13 protein-coding genes, 1 other RNA gene and 1 pseudogene are annotated in these 16366 nt (G+C 42.4%); 4 read left to right on the plus strand and 11 right to left on the minus strand.

The window, feature by feature from the left end:
• Positions 1–81: 81 nt before the first annotated feature.
• The 4 genes from VL20_RS22010 to VL20_RS22020 all read right to left on the minus strand — a co-directional run bounded on the left by VL20_RS22010 (position 82) and on the right by VL20_RS22020 (position 2528).
• Positions 82–1248, minus strand: a complete 1167-nt coding sequence (locus VL20_RS22010; protein ID WP_052277804.1) for a pyridoxal phosphate-dependent aminotransferase — start codon at positions 1246–1248, stop codon at positions 82–84.
• 9 nt (positions 1249–1257) lie between these two features.
• Positions 1258–1648, minus strand: a transfer-messenger RNA (tmRNA) gene (gene ssrA, locus VL20_RS29955).
• A gap of 182 nt (positions 1649–1830) precedes the next feature.
• Positions 1831–2271, minus strand: coding sequence for a type II toxin-antitoxin system VapC family toxin (locus tag VL20_RS22015; RefSeq protein ID WP_002784674.1), 441 nt, complete (start codon positions 2269–2271; stop codon positions 1831–1833).
• Complete coding sequence (locus tag VL20_RS22020; RefSeq protein WP_052277805.1) at positions 2271–2528, minus strand: type II toxin-antitoxin system Phd/YefM family antitoxin; 258 nt, start codon at positions 2526–2528, stop codon at positions 2271–2273. Before VL20_RS22020 ends, VL20_RS22015 begins: the two co-directional genes overlap by 1 nt.
• A gap of 1374 nt (positions 2529–3902) precedes the next feature.
• Here VL20_RS22020 and VL20_RS22025 point away from each other — a divergent pair.
• The gene (locus VL20_RS22025; RefSeq protein ID WP_052277806.1) at positions 3903–5579 is read left to right on the plus strand and encodes a WD40 domain-containing protein; all 1677 of its coding nucleotides are present in this window, start codon (positions 3903–3905) and stop codon (positions 5577–5579) included.
• A 456-nt stretch (positions 5580–6035) separates the two neighbouring features.
• Here VL20_RS22025 and VL20_RS22035 read toward each other — a convergent pair whose 3' ends face one another.
• Together VL20_RS22035 and VL20_RS22040 are read right to left on the minus strand one after the other, a co-directional pair.
• Positions 6036–7127, minus strand: a complete 1092-nt coding sequence (locus VL20_RS22035; RefSeq protein ID WP_128575398.1) for an ISAs1 family transposase — start codon at positions 7125–7127, stop codon at positions 6036–6038.
• A gap of 296 nt (positions 7128–7423) precedes the next feature.
• The gene (locus VL20_RS22040) at positions 7424–8704 is read right to left on the minus strand and encodes an HhoA/HhoB/HtrA family serine endopeptidase (RefSeq protein ID WP_052277808.1); all 1281 of its coding nucleotides are present in this window, start codon (positions 8702–8704) and stop codon (positions 7424–7426) included.
• Between the two features lie 480 nt (positions 8705–9184).
• On the opposite strand from VL20_RS22040, the pseudogene VL20_RS29965 reads away from it, so the two are divergent.
• A pseudogene (locus VL20_RS29965) lies at positions 9185–9358 on the plus strand (transposase); the annotation flags it as partial.
• 185 nt (positions 9359–9543) lie between these two features.
• Here VL20_RS29965 and frr read toward each other — a convergent pair.
• Both frr and pyrH read right to left on the minus strand, forming a co-directional pair.
• Complete coding sequence (gene frr / locus VL20_RS22045; RefSeq protein ID WP_221634908.1) at positions 9544–10065, minus strand: ribosome recycling factor; 522 nt, start codon at positions 10063–10065, stop codon at positions 9544–9546.
• Between the two features lie 13 nt (positions 10066–10078).
• Entirely contained in the window at positions 10079–10801 is a 723-nt protein-coding gene (gene pyrH / locus VL20_RS22050; RefSeq protein WP_002762234.1) for a UMP kinase, read from the minus strand.
• 205 nt (positions 10802–11006) lie between these two features.
• On the opposite strand from pyrH, the gene VL20_RS22055 reads away from it, so the two are divergent.
• Positions 11007–11588 carry a hypothetical protein gene (locus VL20_RS22055; RefSeq protein ID WP_052277810.1) on the plus strand — a complete coding sequence of 194 codons (582 nt, stop codon included), beginning with the start codon at positions 11007–11009 and terminating at the stop codon, positions 11586–11588.
• Here the strand turns inward: VL20_RS22055 and aroQ are convergent, their stop codons facing one another.
• Positions 11589–12044 (minus strand): type II 3-dehydroquinate dehydratase, encoded by a 456-nt coding sequence (gene aroQ, locus VL20_RS22060; RefSeq protein WP_002781649.1) that lies wholly within the window; start codon positions 12042–12044, stop codon positions 11589–11591. It lies immediately after the preceding gene.
• A 41-nt stretch (positions 12045–12085) separates the two neighbouring features.
• Positions 12086–12529 carry a hypothetical protein gene (locus VL20_RS22065; protein WP_052277811.1) on the minus strand — a complete coding sequence of 148 codons (444 nt, stop codon included), beginning with the start codon at positions 12527–12529 and terminating at the stop codon, positions 12086–12088.
• 192 nt (positions 12530–12721) lie between these two features.
• On the opposite strand from VL20_RS22065, the gene VL20_RS22070 reads away from it, so the two are divergent.
• Positions 12722–14104 carry an aromatic ring-hydroxylating dioxygenase subunit alpha gene (locus VL20_RS22070; RefSeq protein ID WP_052277812.1) on the plus strand — a complete coding sequence of 461 codons (1383 nt, stop codon included), beginning with the start codon at positions 12722–12724 and terminating at the stop codon, positions 14102–14104.
• Between the two features lie 22 nt (positions 14105–14126).
• On the opposite strand, the gene VL20_RS22075 is transcribed toward VL20_RS22070, so the two are convergent.
• Complete coding sequence (locus VL20_RS22075) at positions 14127–16250, minus strand: serine/threonine-protein kinase (protein WP_052277813.1); 2124 nt, start codon at positions 16248–16250, stop codon at positions 14127–14129.
• Positions 16251–16366: the final 116 nt, after the last annotated feature.

The raw sequence follows: 16366 nt of genomic DNA on the forward strand, positions 1-16366 counted from the left end.
ATTAGGTTACACTTCATCTTGAAGATAAAGGCTGTGGTAAAGTAAAAACCAAGAAAGAAAGCCAGTATTTATTCTTAAAAATCACTGACTAAAATAACGCAATCCCTTTACCAATCTTTCTACTGCCGTTAAAGCTGTTTCTGGAGATAAAGCAGCGTAGGCAAGACGCAAATAACAGCCCTCTGTTATCCCAAAAGTTGAACCGGGTAACACTGCCACCCGCTGCCGCTCAATTAAACTTTTAACTAACTGAAAATCATTCTTGTCTGTGGTAATTTTCAGGAAGAAATAAAAAGCCCCTTCCGCAGTGGCAACATCACAGATATCGCCGATTGATTCTAGAGCATTCAGGCAAATTTCTCTAACTTTACTGATGGTTTTTAACTGTTCTAAAGGATAGCTTTTACCCACCTGTAACGCTCCCAGAGCGGCGTATTGCGACACCACCGGCGGACAAATTAAAATAGTATCCTGAATCTTATTAATCGCCTCAGATAAATGTTCTGGTACTACCATATAACCAATGCGCCAACTGGCAAAACCGTAGGCTTTTGAGAGACTAAATAAGGAAATAGTCCAGGATTCACTGCCAACAATTGCCGCCGGGGAAAAGTGGCGGGCATGGTTATAGGTAAAATACTCATAAGCTTCATCGTGAATGTGATAGATGCCTTTTTTTTGACAGATTCGATTGACTTCTCTCAGGGTATTTTCTGGATAAACTACTCCCGTGGGATTATTAGGAGAAATCGTCACCACTGCCTTAGTTTTTTCCGTGATTGCCTCTTCAATGGCGGCTGGACGCAATTGATAATTTTTGTCTGTGGCAACCAAAATTACTTGACAATCAGCCATTTTTATGGCCATTTCATGATTGAAATAAAAGGGAGTATTGAGAATAATTTCATCCCCCGGGGAAGTAATGGCTAAAATGGCATTCATAAAAGCCATATTACTGCCCGCCGTCACAAAAATTGCCTGTTTATCGCTGATTTCTACCCGATTATCTTCGGCTAGTTTTTGCCGAATTACTGTTAATAAGGGGGGAATTCCCGCCACAGATTGATATTGATGATTTTTGGGATTGGCTAAAAATAAAGATAGAGATTCGATCGCTTCCTGGGGTGGATAATAGGAAACAATCCCTTGACCTAGGGAAATAGTGCCGGGGTTCGCTTTAATTAATTGACCGACCACGGGAATGATCGGTGTTTGTACCCCGTCCATGCGGGAGAGAAGGTCTTTCATTAAAGTAATCAATGGAGCCGAGCAGAGTCGAACTGCTGTCCAAATTAGGTATTGACTGTCCGTTCATTCACAGGTTTAGTTTCGATTACCCTCGAAACGGGGACTGTCACTTATCCCGGACAGTGGGATGCTCTAGTTAAAGCTTAGACGGTTAACTAACTAGAGAAAGTTAAACGTGGCATCCGTTGGGGGTTTATCCATAGTCCTTAACGGAGTCAAACTATGAATGCTCGAGTCGATTAGAGACTATTAGGCAGCTACAGGAGCGGCTTTACGAGCGAAAGGAACGATGTTGTTCGCATTTACTTTTTGTTTGAGCCTTTGATTTACGAGAGGAGACTCACTCTCGACCTGTATCACGGGGGAGCTTTCGCTAACCTGTCGAAACCGTTACGGCCCCTTGTGCTTACATTCTGATTATAGCATATTTTTTGATTAAGCTAATTTCGGCTCAATTGAGGATTTTTCCCTTCCCAGGCGTTAGAGCCTGGCTAGATCGGTAAAAAAGGTTTTTATCGCTGATTTTTGGGAAATTTATCCTATATTTGCGATCCAGCTGCCATGGTTGATGCCGAAGTTGCCTCAACTCTGAACATTTTCTGAAGATGCCCTGGCGTGGACGAGAGTGTAATTAATCCGTAAAGCTTCTACACGGGCGAAATGTTGAATATTACCCGTAACCAGTTCTAGATTAGATTGAATCGCCGTGGATGCGATCTGTAAATCGGCATGGGCGAGAATATTTCCCTGTTGTTCTAGTTGCGCTTGAATTTCTCCGTAAATTTTCGCTGTCAAGCGATCGAATGGCAGGATCGTGAATTCGGGGATAATTCTCGTTTCGATTTTTTCCAGAAAATGATTGCGCTTGGGGGAACGGAACGCACCTTTATATAGTTCGGCGATCGTGATACTGCTAGTATATTGATTTTCTCGATCGAGCGATCGTAACCATTGCAGATAGTCCAGTAGCGGGCGCTTGCGTAACATCTCTGAAATAGCATCGGTATCAAAGAGATAAGCCATCAGGTTCTCTCGTCCAAGATATTATGCAGTTCTTCGGCTAATTCTTCTGAATCTTCCCAATTTTCGCTTAAATTCGCTAACCCTCCCCTCTGACGAGCGCTTCTCAGTCGTTGCAATTGTCGGATATCTTCGTAACTCACTAGGGCAGCCACGGGTTTGCCGTAGCGGGTGATGACAACGTAGCCCTCTTGGAGAGCAAGATCGATCGATTCGGAAAGACGCGCTTTCACTTCGGCTGTCGAGAGGATTTTTGTCATTGATCTTAAGTTGGACATCTTGACCATAATAATTCTAGTATATCGATTTCCACTCATACCAGAGTCGATTCAAGGTTGATGCGCGATCGGCGGCGTTGTCAAGTTTGAAGATGATTGCGTATCGGAGCAGCATTGAAAACGCTTTGAGAGCAGGGCTTTCCTTGTGTCGCCATTCATTCTTCATCGGAAATTTTGGGTCTGAAACCCCGCCGTTCTAGGTTGGCTTTACGTTAGAATTAAAAGGCCAGTCTCGAAAACCAAGTGGACGGCGCAGCACCTTGAAAACTCGGCTTAGGGGGTTCCGACCAGAAAAGCTTGGCCGGGTAAAAAGTCGCGCGCAACAAGTACAAGAAGCTATAGGCGGTCAACGTACCGTGGGACACAAGGAATCGGGCTTCTGAAATGGGGCGAAAGTCTGTGGACTCTGTGTAAGACAGTACATGGTTTTTTAACTGTGGTATGCGACGGTGGTGGAAGCAGAAACTTAAATCGTGAGGTTTAGGAATCGCCGCACTTTTAGGGCGGCGAGGATGTCAAATTCTGTCTGATCTTCTCACTTCCCCTCCCGACCACCGACTCCGTTCGGCGGTTCGGCTGATCTCACCGTCGAAGCCTGAGCTCACGGCCGAAGCCTAACCCCACCAACAAACTTATTCAGCAAGTCCTAATTATTGATTGCCTCGGTTTGAATGGCCACCTATCAACAATCTATCTCCATACCACAATTTAGCCATTTTGTCAAAAAAAATTTGACTTTGCAACAAAACTACACAAAAATTAGATCAACGTTGTTCGGGAAAAAAGGGAGAATTGGCGGAACTGTTTGGTTTTGCCCAAGGGAAAAGTCTAGATTTAGCAAGGGTTTTAAGACAACCCAGATCATTAAAACCCTAAAAATTACAATAAGAGGCATCATAGCATAACGCAAAATTATACCAGAATCGCTGGAAGTATTGCAACCTCGTAAATAAATAATAATTATTCTCAATAAATTCTTAAGTAAAAATAAATATTACCGATTGTAAATTTAAATATTTTTAAGCATTGAAGCTATTTATATATAAAATACTTATCATTTTGCCCTGATTGCCTCTGACTGGAAAGAGGGTGTAGGGTGTGGTGCGTGGGTAGGGTTGATTCATGAATCAACCCTACCTTGAATCAACCCTACCTTGAATCAACCCTAGGGGTGTGGGGAAGGAAACCTCTTTCATCTGTGGGGGTGAAAATTTTTTCATCGGGACTGACTTGAAAGAGGCGGTCGGCAGGGGGCAGGAGGGAAAACTACCACTTTGGGGAGTCAGTCGTCGATAACAAACTAGGCTACACTCTATAGGAGAAACCCGATGACTAAATTGATTATTTCGCAAAAATATGGCTAAAAAGCTCGATTTTGTTATTCCCGCCGTCGGTGGAGTCACAGGAGCCAATTTATCTACTTGTCTGGGAAATATTGGCTTAGTCGGCGGATTTGGCGGTATAAGCGTCGGTTTAGTGGGAATGACGGGGATTGGCATCCTGACAAGTTCGGCAATTTATGCCAGTCTGCAAGGACTAGAAACAAACGATCGCAATGTCGGGTTAGCTTTGGGAATAGGAAGCCTTGGCGGAATCGGTATCTACTCTACCTTTGGGGGTGTGGGAGTCGCGGTTAAAGGTACAGCTTTCGGTGTTGGTGTCGGTTCTATGGCGATCGCTGGTGGCCTAGTCGGGTTAGGAATCTACGGACTGATGAAAATGTTATCTCCCTACTCCAACGATAATTTTTATAGGAATCTAGAATTTTTTGATCGCATTACTAGAGAGTACGAAGAAGCTTTATTTTGGCAAGAAGTTACGGGGAAATATGAAAATCTAGAGGCAGAATTACAGCGACTGTTAGAAGAAGTATCTGTTCAGGAAAATCAACAGTTAGATTCTACAGAAATTACTATTCCAGAGCGTTTATCTTGGCAGTGTTTCCAAACTCTTAAAGGTCATCAGGAAAATATTGGGGCGATCGATGTTAGTCCTGATGGTAAAATTATCGCTAGTGCGGGAGAAGATCAAACCATAAAACTTTGGCAGCGAGAAACGGGTAAATTAATTTATTCCCTTGTGGGAGTTAATGAACCGCTCCAAAGTCTGGCTATAAGTCCTAACGGTAAATCGATCATTGCTGGTGGATTGGATGGCAGAATTAGTCAGTGGCAATTAGACACTAAGCAGTATAAAAGTAGTTTTTTCGCTCGTGTGAATGCTCCCGATAGCCACGATGGTGTAATTTTACAATTAGCTTTTGCTGCCAATGAAAAATTTATTGTTAGTGCTAGTAATGACAAAACTCTGCGAATCTGGGGTTATTATACAGGAGAATTAAAGCGAACTTTAATCGGTCATGAGGATGCAGTTAATACCTGTGCTATTAGTCCCGATAGCCAAATTATTGCTAGTGGTAGTGATGATAAAACTATTAAATTATGGCGATTTGATCATAGTTATGCTTATCAAACTTTTATCGGTGACAGGGCAGCCGTTAACAGTTTAGCTTTTAGTAATGATGGTCAATATCTAGTTAGTGGCTGTAGTGATAAAACGATTAAAATCTGGGATATAAAGACAGGAGAAATTATTAAAAGTTGGCAGGCACACGAGCAGGCAATTATCAGTATTGCTATTAATTCTCATCGCCATCTAATTGCTAGTGCTTCCCGAACAGAAATTAAAATTTGGCAAGGACAAACAGGAGAATTAATTAAAATTTTACGGGGAACTGCTCCCTTAAAATTTAGTCCTGACGGTCAATTTTTAATGACAGGTAGTTATGGAGGTAAGGTAAAAATATGGTCAGAAATTTTGTGGGAATTAGAAATATTACCCTACGATTACGAGGATTGGTGGGAAGTTTTAGAAGTTTCTAAGAATGCTAGTTTTTCAGAAGTTAAACAAAGATATTATCAGCTTGCTCGTCAGTATCACCCCGATCACAATTATTCCACCATGGCGATTAAAATTATGCAAAAAGTTAATCGAGCTTACGAGCAGTTTTTATTTTCTATCTCGCAACAGTAAAAGTGTGACGGTAGGGTAAGTATTTAACTATCTTTCGATTCTCCCTTACTTATGGTGATATATAATTAAATTGAAGATAAATTTTGTCTTTGATCCCCCCTGCCCCCCTTGATAAGGGGGGTGCCGATCCCCCCTGCCCCCCTTGATAAGGGGGTGTCGATCCCCCTTAATTCCCCCTTGATAAGAGAGGTGTCGATCCCCCCTGCCCCCCTTGATAAGGGTAGGGTTGATTCATTTAAATTAAGTACAGCTAATTTTGAGTCAATAAATTTGACTGAAGATTCTCAAGTTTATCTTTTTCTAATCAAAATAGTTAGTCACAATAACTAATCTTTAATCCTCTGCCAAATTTATTATGAATAAATTGATAAAGCTTGTTCCCAAGCCACTAAAAGCCTATCTCTCTTCAAATTTTCTGAGAGTACATCCTGTTAATTTAGCTAATTTTTCTGCTTCTTACGTCGATAAAACTATCAGTTTTTCCCAACGTTCAGCTAACCACCTCTGTCCCTCTGTGATTGAGAGAAAACCCAAACCTCTGAAAAGATTCAATCCTATGGTTGTGAGAATTGACCAATTGCTGGCCGCTTGAAAATCACTAATTTCGCTTTTATCTTCCTCAAAAATTACATCTTTTACCCAATGTAACTGATTTTCTATTTTCCAGTGTCCTCGAATAATTTTAGCAAATACTTCGGCGGATTCGGTTAGGCTACTGATATAGTAAGCTGTTTCTTCATAGGTTTTATCCCCGCGACTACCCCTTCTTTCTACTTTAATAACTCTTCGCAGATTTTCAAACCCTTTTCTTTCATTTTTCCTCACTTTAAAAACTTCTATTTTTCTTGATATTTTTCGTCCATGACTATTATCTTGTTCAAGAAAAAAACTTTCTGGCTTTGAGGAATTACTCAGGTCTTGTATTCGCTGATAAAGATTTTTCTGATTTCCTTTAACGGTGATAACATAGTCATTTTTAGTCTTGGCTATTAAGCTGATTGTTTTCTTCTGACAGTGTAAAGCATCCCCAGTAAAAACTTTATTTTGGAGAGAGCAATCCTCAATTATAGCTTGCCCTTCGTCGATTTCAGACCCTTTTTTGTTTTCGATTCTTTTTAAGTGTAATACCAAGCCACTTTCTTGACTAAACAATGAGATAAACATGATAAAATTTTGTTGTTCATTGTTAGGATTCTTTAGGGTGTTTTTGAGACTTTTTCCATCTATGCCTAGCCAATTTATATCATCTCTTTGTCCATATTCTTGTAATGCCCATTCATTAAACATTTTTAACAAACTCTGCCAGTCAACTCCCATCATTACCCTTCTAATTGTTGAATAGGATGGGACTCTTTCTGGAATTATGTTAAATTCTTTACTCAGCCTGTGCCGATTATTTTTAGCAAACTCTCCTAGTTCTCTATAACCTGAGTATCCTAGCATTGTTCCTAGTATTATTACTACTAATACTATCCATAAAGGGTGTCTTTTTCCTTTATCTTTCCGAAAGTCCTTGACTTGTTTTAGTTTTTCTATTAAGCTCAACATATATTTAAAAAGTTGGCGGTCACTTCTCATTTTACCTGATAGTGATCGCTTTTACTTTTGATATTCTGATGGGAGAATGAAACAGCCCTACCTTGATAAGGGGGGTGCCGATAGGCGGGGGGATCTCCCTTGATAAGGGGGGTATCTGATAATTTTTAACACCTACCTACTTATCTCACCATTAAGATAACTGCTATAATTATTCGCTTCAAGAGCCAAAAGTAAAACCAGAAATATAGAGAGCTTACTAACAAGCTCTCTATAAAGTTTAGGTCTTTTACCACTTATCTTCCAGACTAGGATCTGTTAGCAGTATTCAAGCTACCAACTTGAATATTCAGATTAATTTTTTGTCCTTCCCGGCTAATTTCTACGGGTAAATTATCGCCGATTTGAGTGTTATCAACAATTTCCTGAACCGCATCGGGATCGGTGACATTCTTACCACCTACAGACTTTAACACATCACCCGATCGCAATCCTGCTTCTGCGGCAGGAGAATCTCTCATCACTCGCACTAACAAGACACCAGAATCATCGGGGACATTCCAATTATCAGCCATGGGACTATCGGCTAATTGTTCTTTTACCTCTGGAGTTAACTGCACCATTTGAACACCGAGATAGGGATGTTCCACCTTACCCGTGGCGATTAATTGTTCAGCGATTTTTTGGGCAGTTTTAATCGGAATAGCAAAACCTAAACCCTGGGCATTTTGAATGATAGCAGTGTTAACTCCGATGACTTCTCCCCGAGCATTTAACAAAGGTCCGCCGGAATTTCCGGGGTTAATTGCCGCATCGGTTTGCAGGAAATCCACCCGTTTATCACTAGCACCAATTTGGGAGCCATTGCGTTCCTTGGCACTAATAATCCCCGTGGTGACAGTGTTATCTAATCCCAAAGGATTACCGATAGCGATCGCCCATTCTCCCACCTGTAAACTATCAGAATTACCTAATTTAACCGTGGGTAAATTGCTCGTTTCTACCTGTACCACTGCCACATCAGTTAAAGGATCACTACCTAAAACTTTACCATCAATGGTGCGACCATCTTTGAGGGTGACAGTCACCTTATCTGCTCCCTCGACAACGTGAGCATTGGTGATAATTTTACCGTCATTACTGATAATAAACCCGGAACCTGTACCCCTTTGAACTTGTTTTTCTCCTCGCTCTGGTATTTGAGAACCGAAGAAGCGACGGAAAACAGGATCGTTAGCAAATTCCGAAAAATCACCGCCTCCATTGACTTCCCTAGAAGCATTAATTCTCACCACCGCCGGCCCCACTTCTTGCACCACAGAAGCGACAAAATTGGTAGGAATAACCAAAGACGAGGGAGCGGCTGCCGCTGCTGTGGAGGGGCGAGGATTATTGGTAGCGGTGGCAATATTTTGGGCTAATTCTAGAGGATTTTGACTGTAGGCATAGGTGGCACCGATACCTAACCCAGCACCCAAAACCAGTAAAGAGGAATAGGCAAAAAGTTTTTTCATCGCAGAAGATTTGGAGCGTTTGGGATTGCCTTCGTTGCTCGGGGAAATATTATCGTTAAAAATATTGTGAGTCATAGTTTTTACTGTTTAACCATTTTGAGAAGGGAATAAAAGTCAGTCCTAATAATCGTGGGTGTGAGAGGAGTGTTTCGGAAAACGGCTGAGGACTGACTATCTCTAATTTAGGCAGGGGATATGAACTTACTGTGACGCAGACATGAAGTTTTGATTGCAAGGTCATTATCCTAGTGGATAGACAGGTAGAAAGATAGAGAAAAAGGTCAATGATAGATTTTTCCTGGTTATTAAACCCAGGGTAAGAGCATCTCAATTAGGCTTGACAAAAGGCTCTCAGCACAGCAATCATATATAGCGTTTTTCAGTCTGCTGAGGTACAAAAGTTATGGGTTTTAGGCACTCATGCAAGAGGCAAAAGGCAAAAGGGAAGAAAAATAGGTGTACCTCACTAGCTTAGGAAACGCTATAGTTATTCTAAGTACGGGACAAAAAGCTTGAAAAGTAGAGAGAAAAGGGGTTTCATAGAAAGTAGAAACAACATCCCGAAACTGGTTTGGAGAAATCATTAGTTATTTCGAGCAAAGGACAACGAATGGGGTGGTCGAGGGAATCAATAATAAACTTAAACTAATAAAACGGAGAGGCTATGGCTTGAGAAACTTTCGGAATTTTTGGGTTAGAAGTATGTTATCTTGGCATCTTGTCTGTTGATTTAGCATAAAGAGTAACGAAGAGCCGAAAAAGTCCCTAAATTTCCCCCCCAATCACTCCAAGGGTCGGCGCTTTTTGAGGGAAAAAAAGTCTAAAAATATTATCCAACAAGGTTTTTAGATTTATTCAGCACCCCCTAAATAGAACAGACAAAAAGCCTGTTCTATCCATGAGGAGAAAAAAACTTAAACGGTCATGATATCTTTTTCTTTTGTCGTTAACAAATCCTCGATTTTGGCGATAAATTTATCGGTGGATTTCTGCACTTGATCCTGTAAATCCCTGGATTCATCCTCAGAAATTTCGTGACTTTTCTCCTGTTTACGGATAGCATCGATCGCATCCCGGCGAATATTGCGGATAGCCACCTTTCCTTCTTCGGCCAATTTCGCCGCTAATTTGACCAATTCCTTGCGGCGATCGCTAGTGAGGGGAGGGATATTCAAACGAATGATCTGACCGTCATTACTGGGGGTTAAACCCACGTCCGAGAGAGAAATCGCCTTTTCGATCGCCCCCATACTGGTACGATCGAAGGGTTGAATGGCGATCGTGGTCGCGTCGGGAGTGCTAATGGTCGCCAGGGACTTGAGGGGAGTTTCCATGCCATAATACTCCACCACGATCCGATCTAAAAGAGAAGCATTTGCCCGGCCGGTACGAATCGTATTAAAAGCTCTCTGGGTTGATTCGACGGTTTTCTGCATCTGGTCTTGAACTTCAGCTAACTTCACAGAATCCTCCTACCAATGTTCCAACGGGTTCACCTTTGACAGCGCGAACAATATTACCTGTCACCGACAGATCGAAAACGACTATCGGGATATTATTTTCCTTGCACAGAGCGATCGCAGTTCCGTCCATCACCCGCAGATCATGAGTCAGCACATGACCGTAGGTAAGACTTTGAAAGCGTCGCGCGTTAGGGTTATGGGAGGGATCGGAATCATAAACTCCATCCACTTTCGTCGCTTTAAACACCACTTCCGCGTCGATTTCGGCAGCGCGCAGGGCCGCCGTGGTATCGGTGGTAAAGAAAGGATTACCCGATCCCGCACCAAAAACCACTACCCGACCTTTTTCCAGATGACGGATTGCTCGCCGGCGGATGTAGGGTTCAGCTAATTCCTGCATGGCAATCGCCGTTAATACCCTAGTCGGTACTTGCGCTCGTTCTAGGGCATCCTGCAAGGTCATAGCGTTCATGACTGTTGCTATCATACCAATATAATCGGCCGTGGCCCGATCCATGCCGGCCGAGGCGGCTTTCACCCCCCGAAAAATATTGCCCCCACCGACCACGATCGCCAATTGGATGCCTTGGTCAACCACTTCGGAGATTTCCTGAGCGATAGCGGAAACCACCATCGGGTCGATCCCATAGCCGAGATTGCCCATTAGGGCCTCCCCACTCAGTTTTAATAATACCCGCTTGTACGCCATGCCCTTACTACCACTCGCTAAAACAAGATCTAGATAATTTTTGTCTCCCCATAAGATAGCAGGTTTTGGCCTTGATTTAAGCTGACCAGTTCACTCTCCCCTGGGGCCGACAAGTTAAGATTAATAAATCTTTTCCTTGGGGAATTTGTATTTAGTGATACCTTTGTTATTAAAAGGAGCTTAGTTTTATAGAGAATTAATAACCGTGGTCAGCGATCGATTACTATTGGTCAACAAAAGCAATCAAGGGGCTGCTAACATCGATACCTTTGATTGGGTGTATGGGTTTCAGGATGGAACTCGTCTGATGGGAAAGGTTTGCGGTTACTTAGATCCCGATAGTAATCGTCTTCTCGATCCCGAAAACTGCAGCGCTATCTACCAGAATGCCCAGGGACAAGTCCTTAGTCGTTGGCAAGCTGGAGATTTTATCGCTTTTGAACTAACCACCACCGGGGAAAATCTCCTGCTCGTGGCTTCTAATGATAATTGTGTCAGTAATAGTCTCTGTTTGGTTTCGGGCATTAGTCGCAGCTGCGCCCAAGTTAGCGATGAAGGAAAATCCCTCGTCCGGGAGGTTTTTCAATACCCGGCTTGGTCTTTGCAGGGCGATCATAGCATTTCTAAGCCGGCTTTCAGTTGGAATTGTTCCGTATCTCCCTTTTTCCCCTTTGTTTCCCTGCGTTTTAATCTTCAGTCCACCAGCAGCAAAAAATTCTATCGTTGGACGGTTTCCCCCTATTTTCCCTTTTGTCCCCTCTTAGAAGTGGGAGAATCCCTTGCCTAATTAGCCTTCTCTATTCTTTTGCAAATAATCGACTAATGCCCATAATCCTAGGCGATAACTTTCGGCCCCAAAACCGCTAATCTGTCCGATGGCTATATCGGCAATGTAGGAATGATGACGAAAAGACTCGCGTTTGTAAATATTGCTTAAGTGTACTTCCACACAGGCCATTTTTGTGCCTAATAGTGCGTCGCGGATGGCGATACTGGTGTGAGTATAAGCTCCCGCATTAATCAAAATACCGTGCTGCTGACCCCATGCTTGCTGAATCCAGTCCACTAATTGCCCTTCCTGATTGGACTGATGCGCGGTTAAATTCACCCCTAAACGGGTAGCTTCTTCGCTTAAAAACTGGTTAATCGTCTCTAAATTAACGTTACCGTAGAGATTCGGCTCTCTTTTCCCCAATAGGTTTAAATTCGGCCCGTGTAGAACCAGAATGCTTAGTTTATTCACAAATGTCCTCCCTATCACCACGAGAATTAATCTTATCTCGATCAGGGACTATTGCCGATCAACAAAATTTTTGCCGCTACGGTAATCACTGCACCAATAGTAGCACTGAGCGCACCGACAATGATCGGCAGAATGAGACCTCGGAATCCCTGGAGGTCGGAAATAGCTTTAATCATGGTAGCCTGTTCACTTTCCACCTTTTCGAGTCGTTTATCCATCCCTCCGACTTTCTCGGTTAAAGCAACCAATCCTATCGATTTAACTTGTTCATTTTCCACCTTTTCGAGTCGTTTATCCATCCCTACGACTTTCTCGGTTAAAGTAGCTAATCCTATCTCTACTTTATTTAATCTTTCATCGATTCTGTCAAAGCGCTCATCAATCTTGTCAAATTTTTGATTAACGTCCCTTTGTAGATTGTCTATTTTTCCCTCGATCCTGGTCAGAATAGTTTCTAGGGAATAAGTGACGGTTTCTCCTGACATCCTGGTAAACTCCCCTTAGTTTTATCTTGATCCTCCTCCCATTCTCGCTTTATCCATGGGAGACTACCCTTTATTATCACCCCAAAATATAGTGCCAGTGTTTGTTTCCCCAGCAGATACCGGCATCTGTCCCCTTTTGTCGATTAAATTTGTTAGATTTTGGAGGAGAAATGTTAACTTATTTTAAAATTTATGCTGAGCAGCACTGCTACCTATCCCATCGGGGGAACAGATATCGATCGCTTTGATTGTCGTCAAGTTTGGTATCCTATCTACTACGTCAAAGATTTAGACAAAAAGCAGCCCCAACGCTTTACCCTACTAGAAGAGGATTTAGTGATTTGGTGGGACAAAAATCAGCAAGAATGGCGAGTTTTCGAGGATAAATGTCCCCATCGTCTCGCTCCTCTCTCAGAAGGTCGTCTTAACGAAAGCGGACATCTAGAATGTCCCTATCACGGTTGGTCTTTTTCCGGGGGAGGAAACTGTGAATTTATTCCCCAACAACCGGAAAACAGTCAAGCTAACACCTCTCGACGCGCTTGTGTGCGGTCTTTAGCCACGGCTATCCGTCAGGGATTATTATTCGTTTATGCGGGTAATCCCGAAAATGCTTCCCTGACTGCGATTCCAATTATTGAACCCATGGAGGAGGATGCTGATGCTTGGATTTGTTTGGATACCTTTCGAGATCTACCCTACTCGGCCGTCACTTTAATCGAAAATATTATCGATTCTAGTCATGTTCCCTATACCCATCATCTCACCATCGGTAATCGGGCCAATGCCGCTCCTATGGAATTAGAAATTATCGAGTCCAATCGTCAGGGATTTAAGGGAATTTGGCCCGAAGGACCGCGTAAAGGTCAATTAGGTCAGCAATACAGCAATTTTATCGCCCCCGGATTAATTTACCACGATCTCACCTCGGAAAAGTTCGGACGGACTTTAACCGTAGTCTATGCAACTCCCATCCGTCAGGGAGAATGTCGTCTCTTTGCTCGTTTTCCCTTTAAATTTAACTCTAAACTGCCGAAATTCTTCATTAAGCTTACCCCCACTTGGTATTCCCACATCAATCAAAACGCTATTCTCGAAGATGATCAGATTTTTCTCTACTATCAAGAGCGTTATCTGCAAGCTCAGGGAGGTAGTCAGAATTTTAGTCAAGCTTGTTATCTCCCTACCAAAGCGGATTTATTGGTGTTTGAGTATCGCAATTGGGTTAATCAATACCAAGCTGATCCTTTCGCCGGTCAACCTTTTCCCCCCCTACAATCAAAAGAGATTCTCCTCGAACGCTATCACTCCCATACCAAAAATTGTGCTGTTTGTCAAGGGGCTTTAAAAAATATTAATCGTCTCCAGGGGTTAACATTAGCGATCGCTATTGTTCTTGGTCTATCTTTACCAGTTTTAGCTCTAATTTTCGCTCAATCGGCCCTTGTTCCCGTGACAGTGCTGACAGTATTAACTGCAATTATGGTGGCAGTTTATTGGCGCTTGGGAGAACTGAAAAAACAGTTTTATCAAGGACGGGAATTATTGCCGAGAAATACCGGTAAAAAGCGATAAAGCTGCCGAAAAAGAGCGGAAGTTAGGGAACCTGTTCCTCACTATCGACTTTGGGGGTTTGGTTTTGGGAAGATTGCTGAAGTTCTTGCCAGCGAGTTTCTGCCAGTTGTTTTTGTGCCTGCACTTCTCGGTCATTGGAACGATAACGAAGGGATTCTTGATAAGCTTGAATCGCTCGCTCGTATTGACCGAGTTTAAACCAACTATTGCCTAAACTTTTCCAGGTTTCGGGGTTATCTTTTTGTCTTTGAATCGCCTGTTGATAGGCATTTATAGCTTGGTAATTGTCGCCTAAACGATACCAAGCGTTACCGATACCGATAAAAACTTCGGCTTTTTGGGAAGAAATGCGGCGAGCTTTTTCGTAGGATGCGATCGCTTCTTGAAATCTTTCCATTTGATGAAGTAATGCCCCTTGATGTAACCAGGCTTGATAATAATTAGAATTGGCTTTAGTTGCTTGAGTAAATGCCTCCAAAGCTTCTGGTTTGCGGCCTAATTTTTGCAGAATAATCCCTTGACTATAGTGAGCTTGGGAAAATTGGGGATTAAATTGTCCAGCTTTGCTATAACTTTCTAAAGCCTCATTAATTTTATTTAATTGATACAAACTATTACCTTTTTGATACCAAATTAAGGCATTATCCGATTCGATCGCTAGAGCCTGATCGTAGGCTTTAACTGCCCCTTCATAATCCTCAAGATTTTGTAATGACCAGCCTTTTTTATACCAGGTTTTGGCATCATTTTGCTGAAAAGTTAACAATTTGTCAAGAGCTTTTTGGGCGGCGGAATATTGTTGCAGTTCTAGATAGATATCGGCCTTACCTTGCCAAGCTTGACTAGCGGCAGGATTAAGAGATAAGACCCGCTCAAAACTTTCCAAAGCCTCTTGATTTTTGCCTAACTTATCTAAAGCTTGCCCGCGACCGAGCCAAGCTGGCCAAGCGGAATCTGGGTTAATTTGAATAGCTTTTTCGTAGATAATTAAAGCTTCCGAGTATCTTTGTAAAGCTAATAAAGCATCAGCTTTTCCTTGGAATGCCTCAAGATAATCGGGATTAATTTTTAAGGCTTGATCATAGTAATTGAGGGCATCGGTATAGCGTTTGAGTTGATAAAAAGTCTGACCTTGTTGATAGTAACGAAGAGAATTACGAGAATTTTTCCAATAGTCAAAACCCAGATAAGAACCTGCTATTAAGCCAATTGTCCCACAGACAGATAAGATTTTTTTTAACCAAGATTTCCCTTGACGAGCAACTTGATCTTGAGATTTCACCACCTGGGTAGTTTTCGGAGCGAGATGATGAATTTTCCCTAATTTTCTCAGATCGATTAATGCTTCACTGGCGCTGGTATAACGCTGACGAAAATCATAGCGGATCATGCGCTCGATAACATAACTAAACTCGGCGCTAGTCATGGCCAAATGTTGCCAGAGAATTTCCCCCGTGCGAGCATCCAGTGGAATATCTTCGGGCTCTTTACCGGTTAAAGCTTGTAATCCAATAATACCAGTGGCATAGATATCGCTACTAAAACGCGGATAACCTTGGGCCTGTTCACTGGGGAAATAACCAGGGGTACCAATAGCGATGGTAGAAACGGTTTTACCTTCTTTAACCACTTGAGTGCTAATTTGTTTGACAGCACCAAAATCAATTAAAACCAATTGATGATCTTGGCTGCGACGAATAAGATTGAAGGGATTAACATCGCGATGGATCACCTGTTTCTGATGGACAAATTCGAGAATCGAGAGAATTTCTGTTAATAAAGCCACCACTTTCCCTTCATCTTGCCTATAGACACCGGCAATAATTTCTGTGGCTAAATCTTCCCCTTCAATGTATTCTTGCACGAGAAAAAATTGCCCATTTTCCTCAAAATAGGCAAATAAACGGGGAATATGGCGATGAATGCCCAATTCTTGCAGGATTTTCGCCTCGTTTTCAAAGAGTCGTCTAGCGATGGCTACAGTTTCGGCATCCTGGCACTGGGGTTTAAATTGTTTGATCACACAACGATTTTGATTGGGTAACTGGCGATCGCAGGCCAAGAAAGTCTGTCCGAATCCCCCTTTTCCCAATTGACGGATAATTTGGTAGCGATGACTAAGGATTTTTCCGGCAGCGAGTTCCATAGACGATGGCAATCTAGGGTTTTTTACTATTCTAGGCTTTTCGGCTCTCTTTTGCGGTCGATGGACAAAATGGGGAAATTCTGCCATTCTACTTTTTTCCCTATAGAGAGGGAAAA

The organism is Microcystis panniformis FACHB-1757 (assembly GCF_001264245.1).
Lineage (GTDB): Bacteria > Cyanobacteriota > Cyanobacteriia > Cyanobacteriales > Microcystaceae > Microcystis > Microcystis panniformis.

Coding starts and splice junctions, on each gene's coding strand:
- VL20_RS22010 (WP_052277804.1), bottom strand. CDS start 1,248: ATGAAAGACCTTCTCTCCCGCATGGACGGGGTACAAACACCGATCATT.
- VL20_RS22015 (WP_002784674.1), bottom strand. CDS start 2,271: ATGGCTTATCTCTTTGATACCGATGCTATTTCAGAGATGTTACGCAAG.
- VL20_RS22020 (WP_052277805.1), bottom strand. CDS start 2,528: ATGACAAAAATCCTCTCGACAGCCGAAGTGAAAGCGCGTCTTTCCGAA.
- VL20_RS22025 (WP_052277806.1), top strand. CDS start 3,903: ATGGCTAAAAAGCTCGATTTTGTTATTCCCGCCGTCGGTGGAGTCACA.
- VL20_RS22035 (WP_128575398.1), bottom strand. CDS start 7,127: ATGTTGAGCTTAATAGAAAAACTAAAACAAGTCAAGGACTTTCGGAAA.
- VL20_RS22040 (WP_052277808.1), bottom strand. CDS start 8,704: ATGACTCACAATATTTTTAACGATAATATTTCCCCGAGCAACGAAGGC.
- frr (WP_221634908.1), bottom strand. CDS start 10,065: ATGCAGAAAACCGTCGAATCAACCCAGAGAGCTTTTAATACGATTCGT.
- pyrH (WP_002762234.1), bottom strand. CDS start 10,801: ATGGCGTACAAGCGGGTATTATTAAAACTGAGTGGGGAGGCCCTAATG.
- VL20_RS22065 (WP_052277811.1), bottom strand. CDS start 12,529: ATGTCAGGAGAAACCGTCACTTATTCCCTAGAAACTATTCTGACCAGG.
- VL20_RS22070 (WP_052277812.1), top strand. CDS start 12,722: ATGCTGAGCAGCACTGCTACCTATCCCATCGGGGGAACAGATATCGAT.
- VL20_RS22075 (WP_052277813.1), bottom strand. CDS start 16,250: ATGGAACTCGCTGCCGGAAAAATCCTTAGTCATCGCTACCAAATTATC.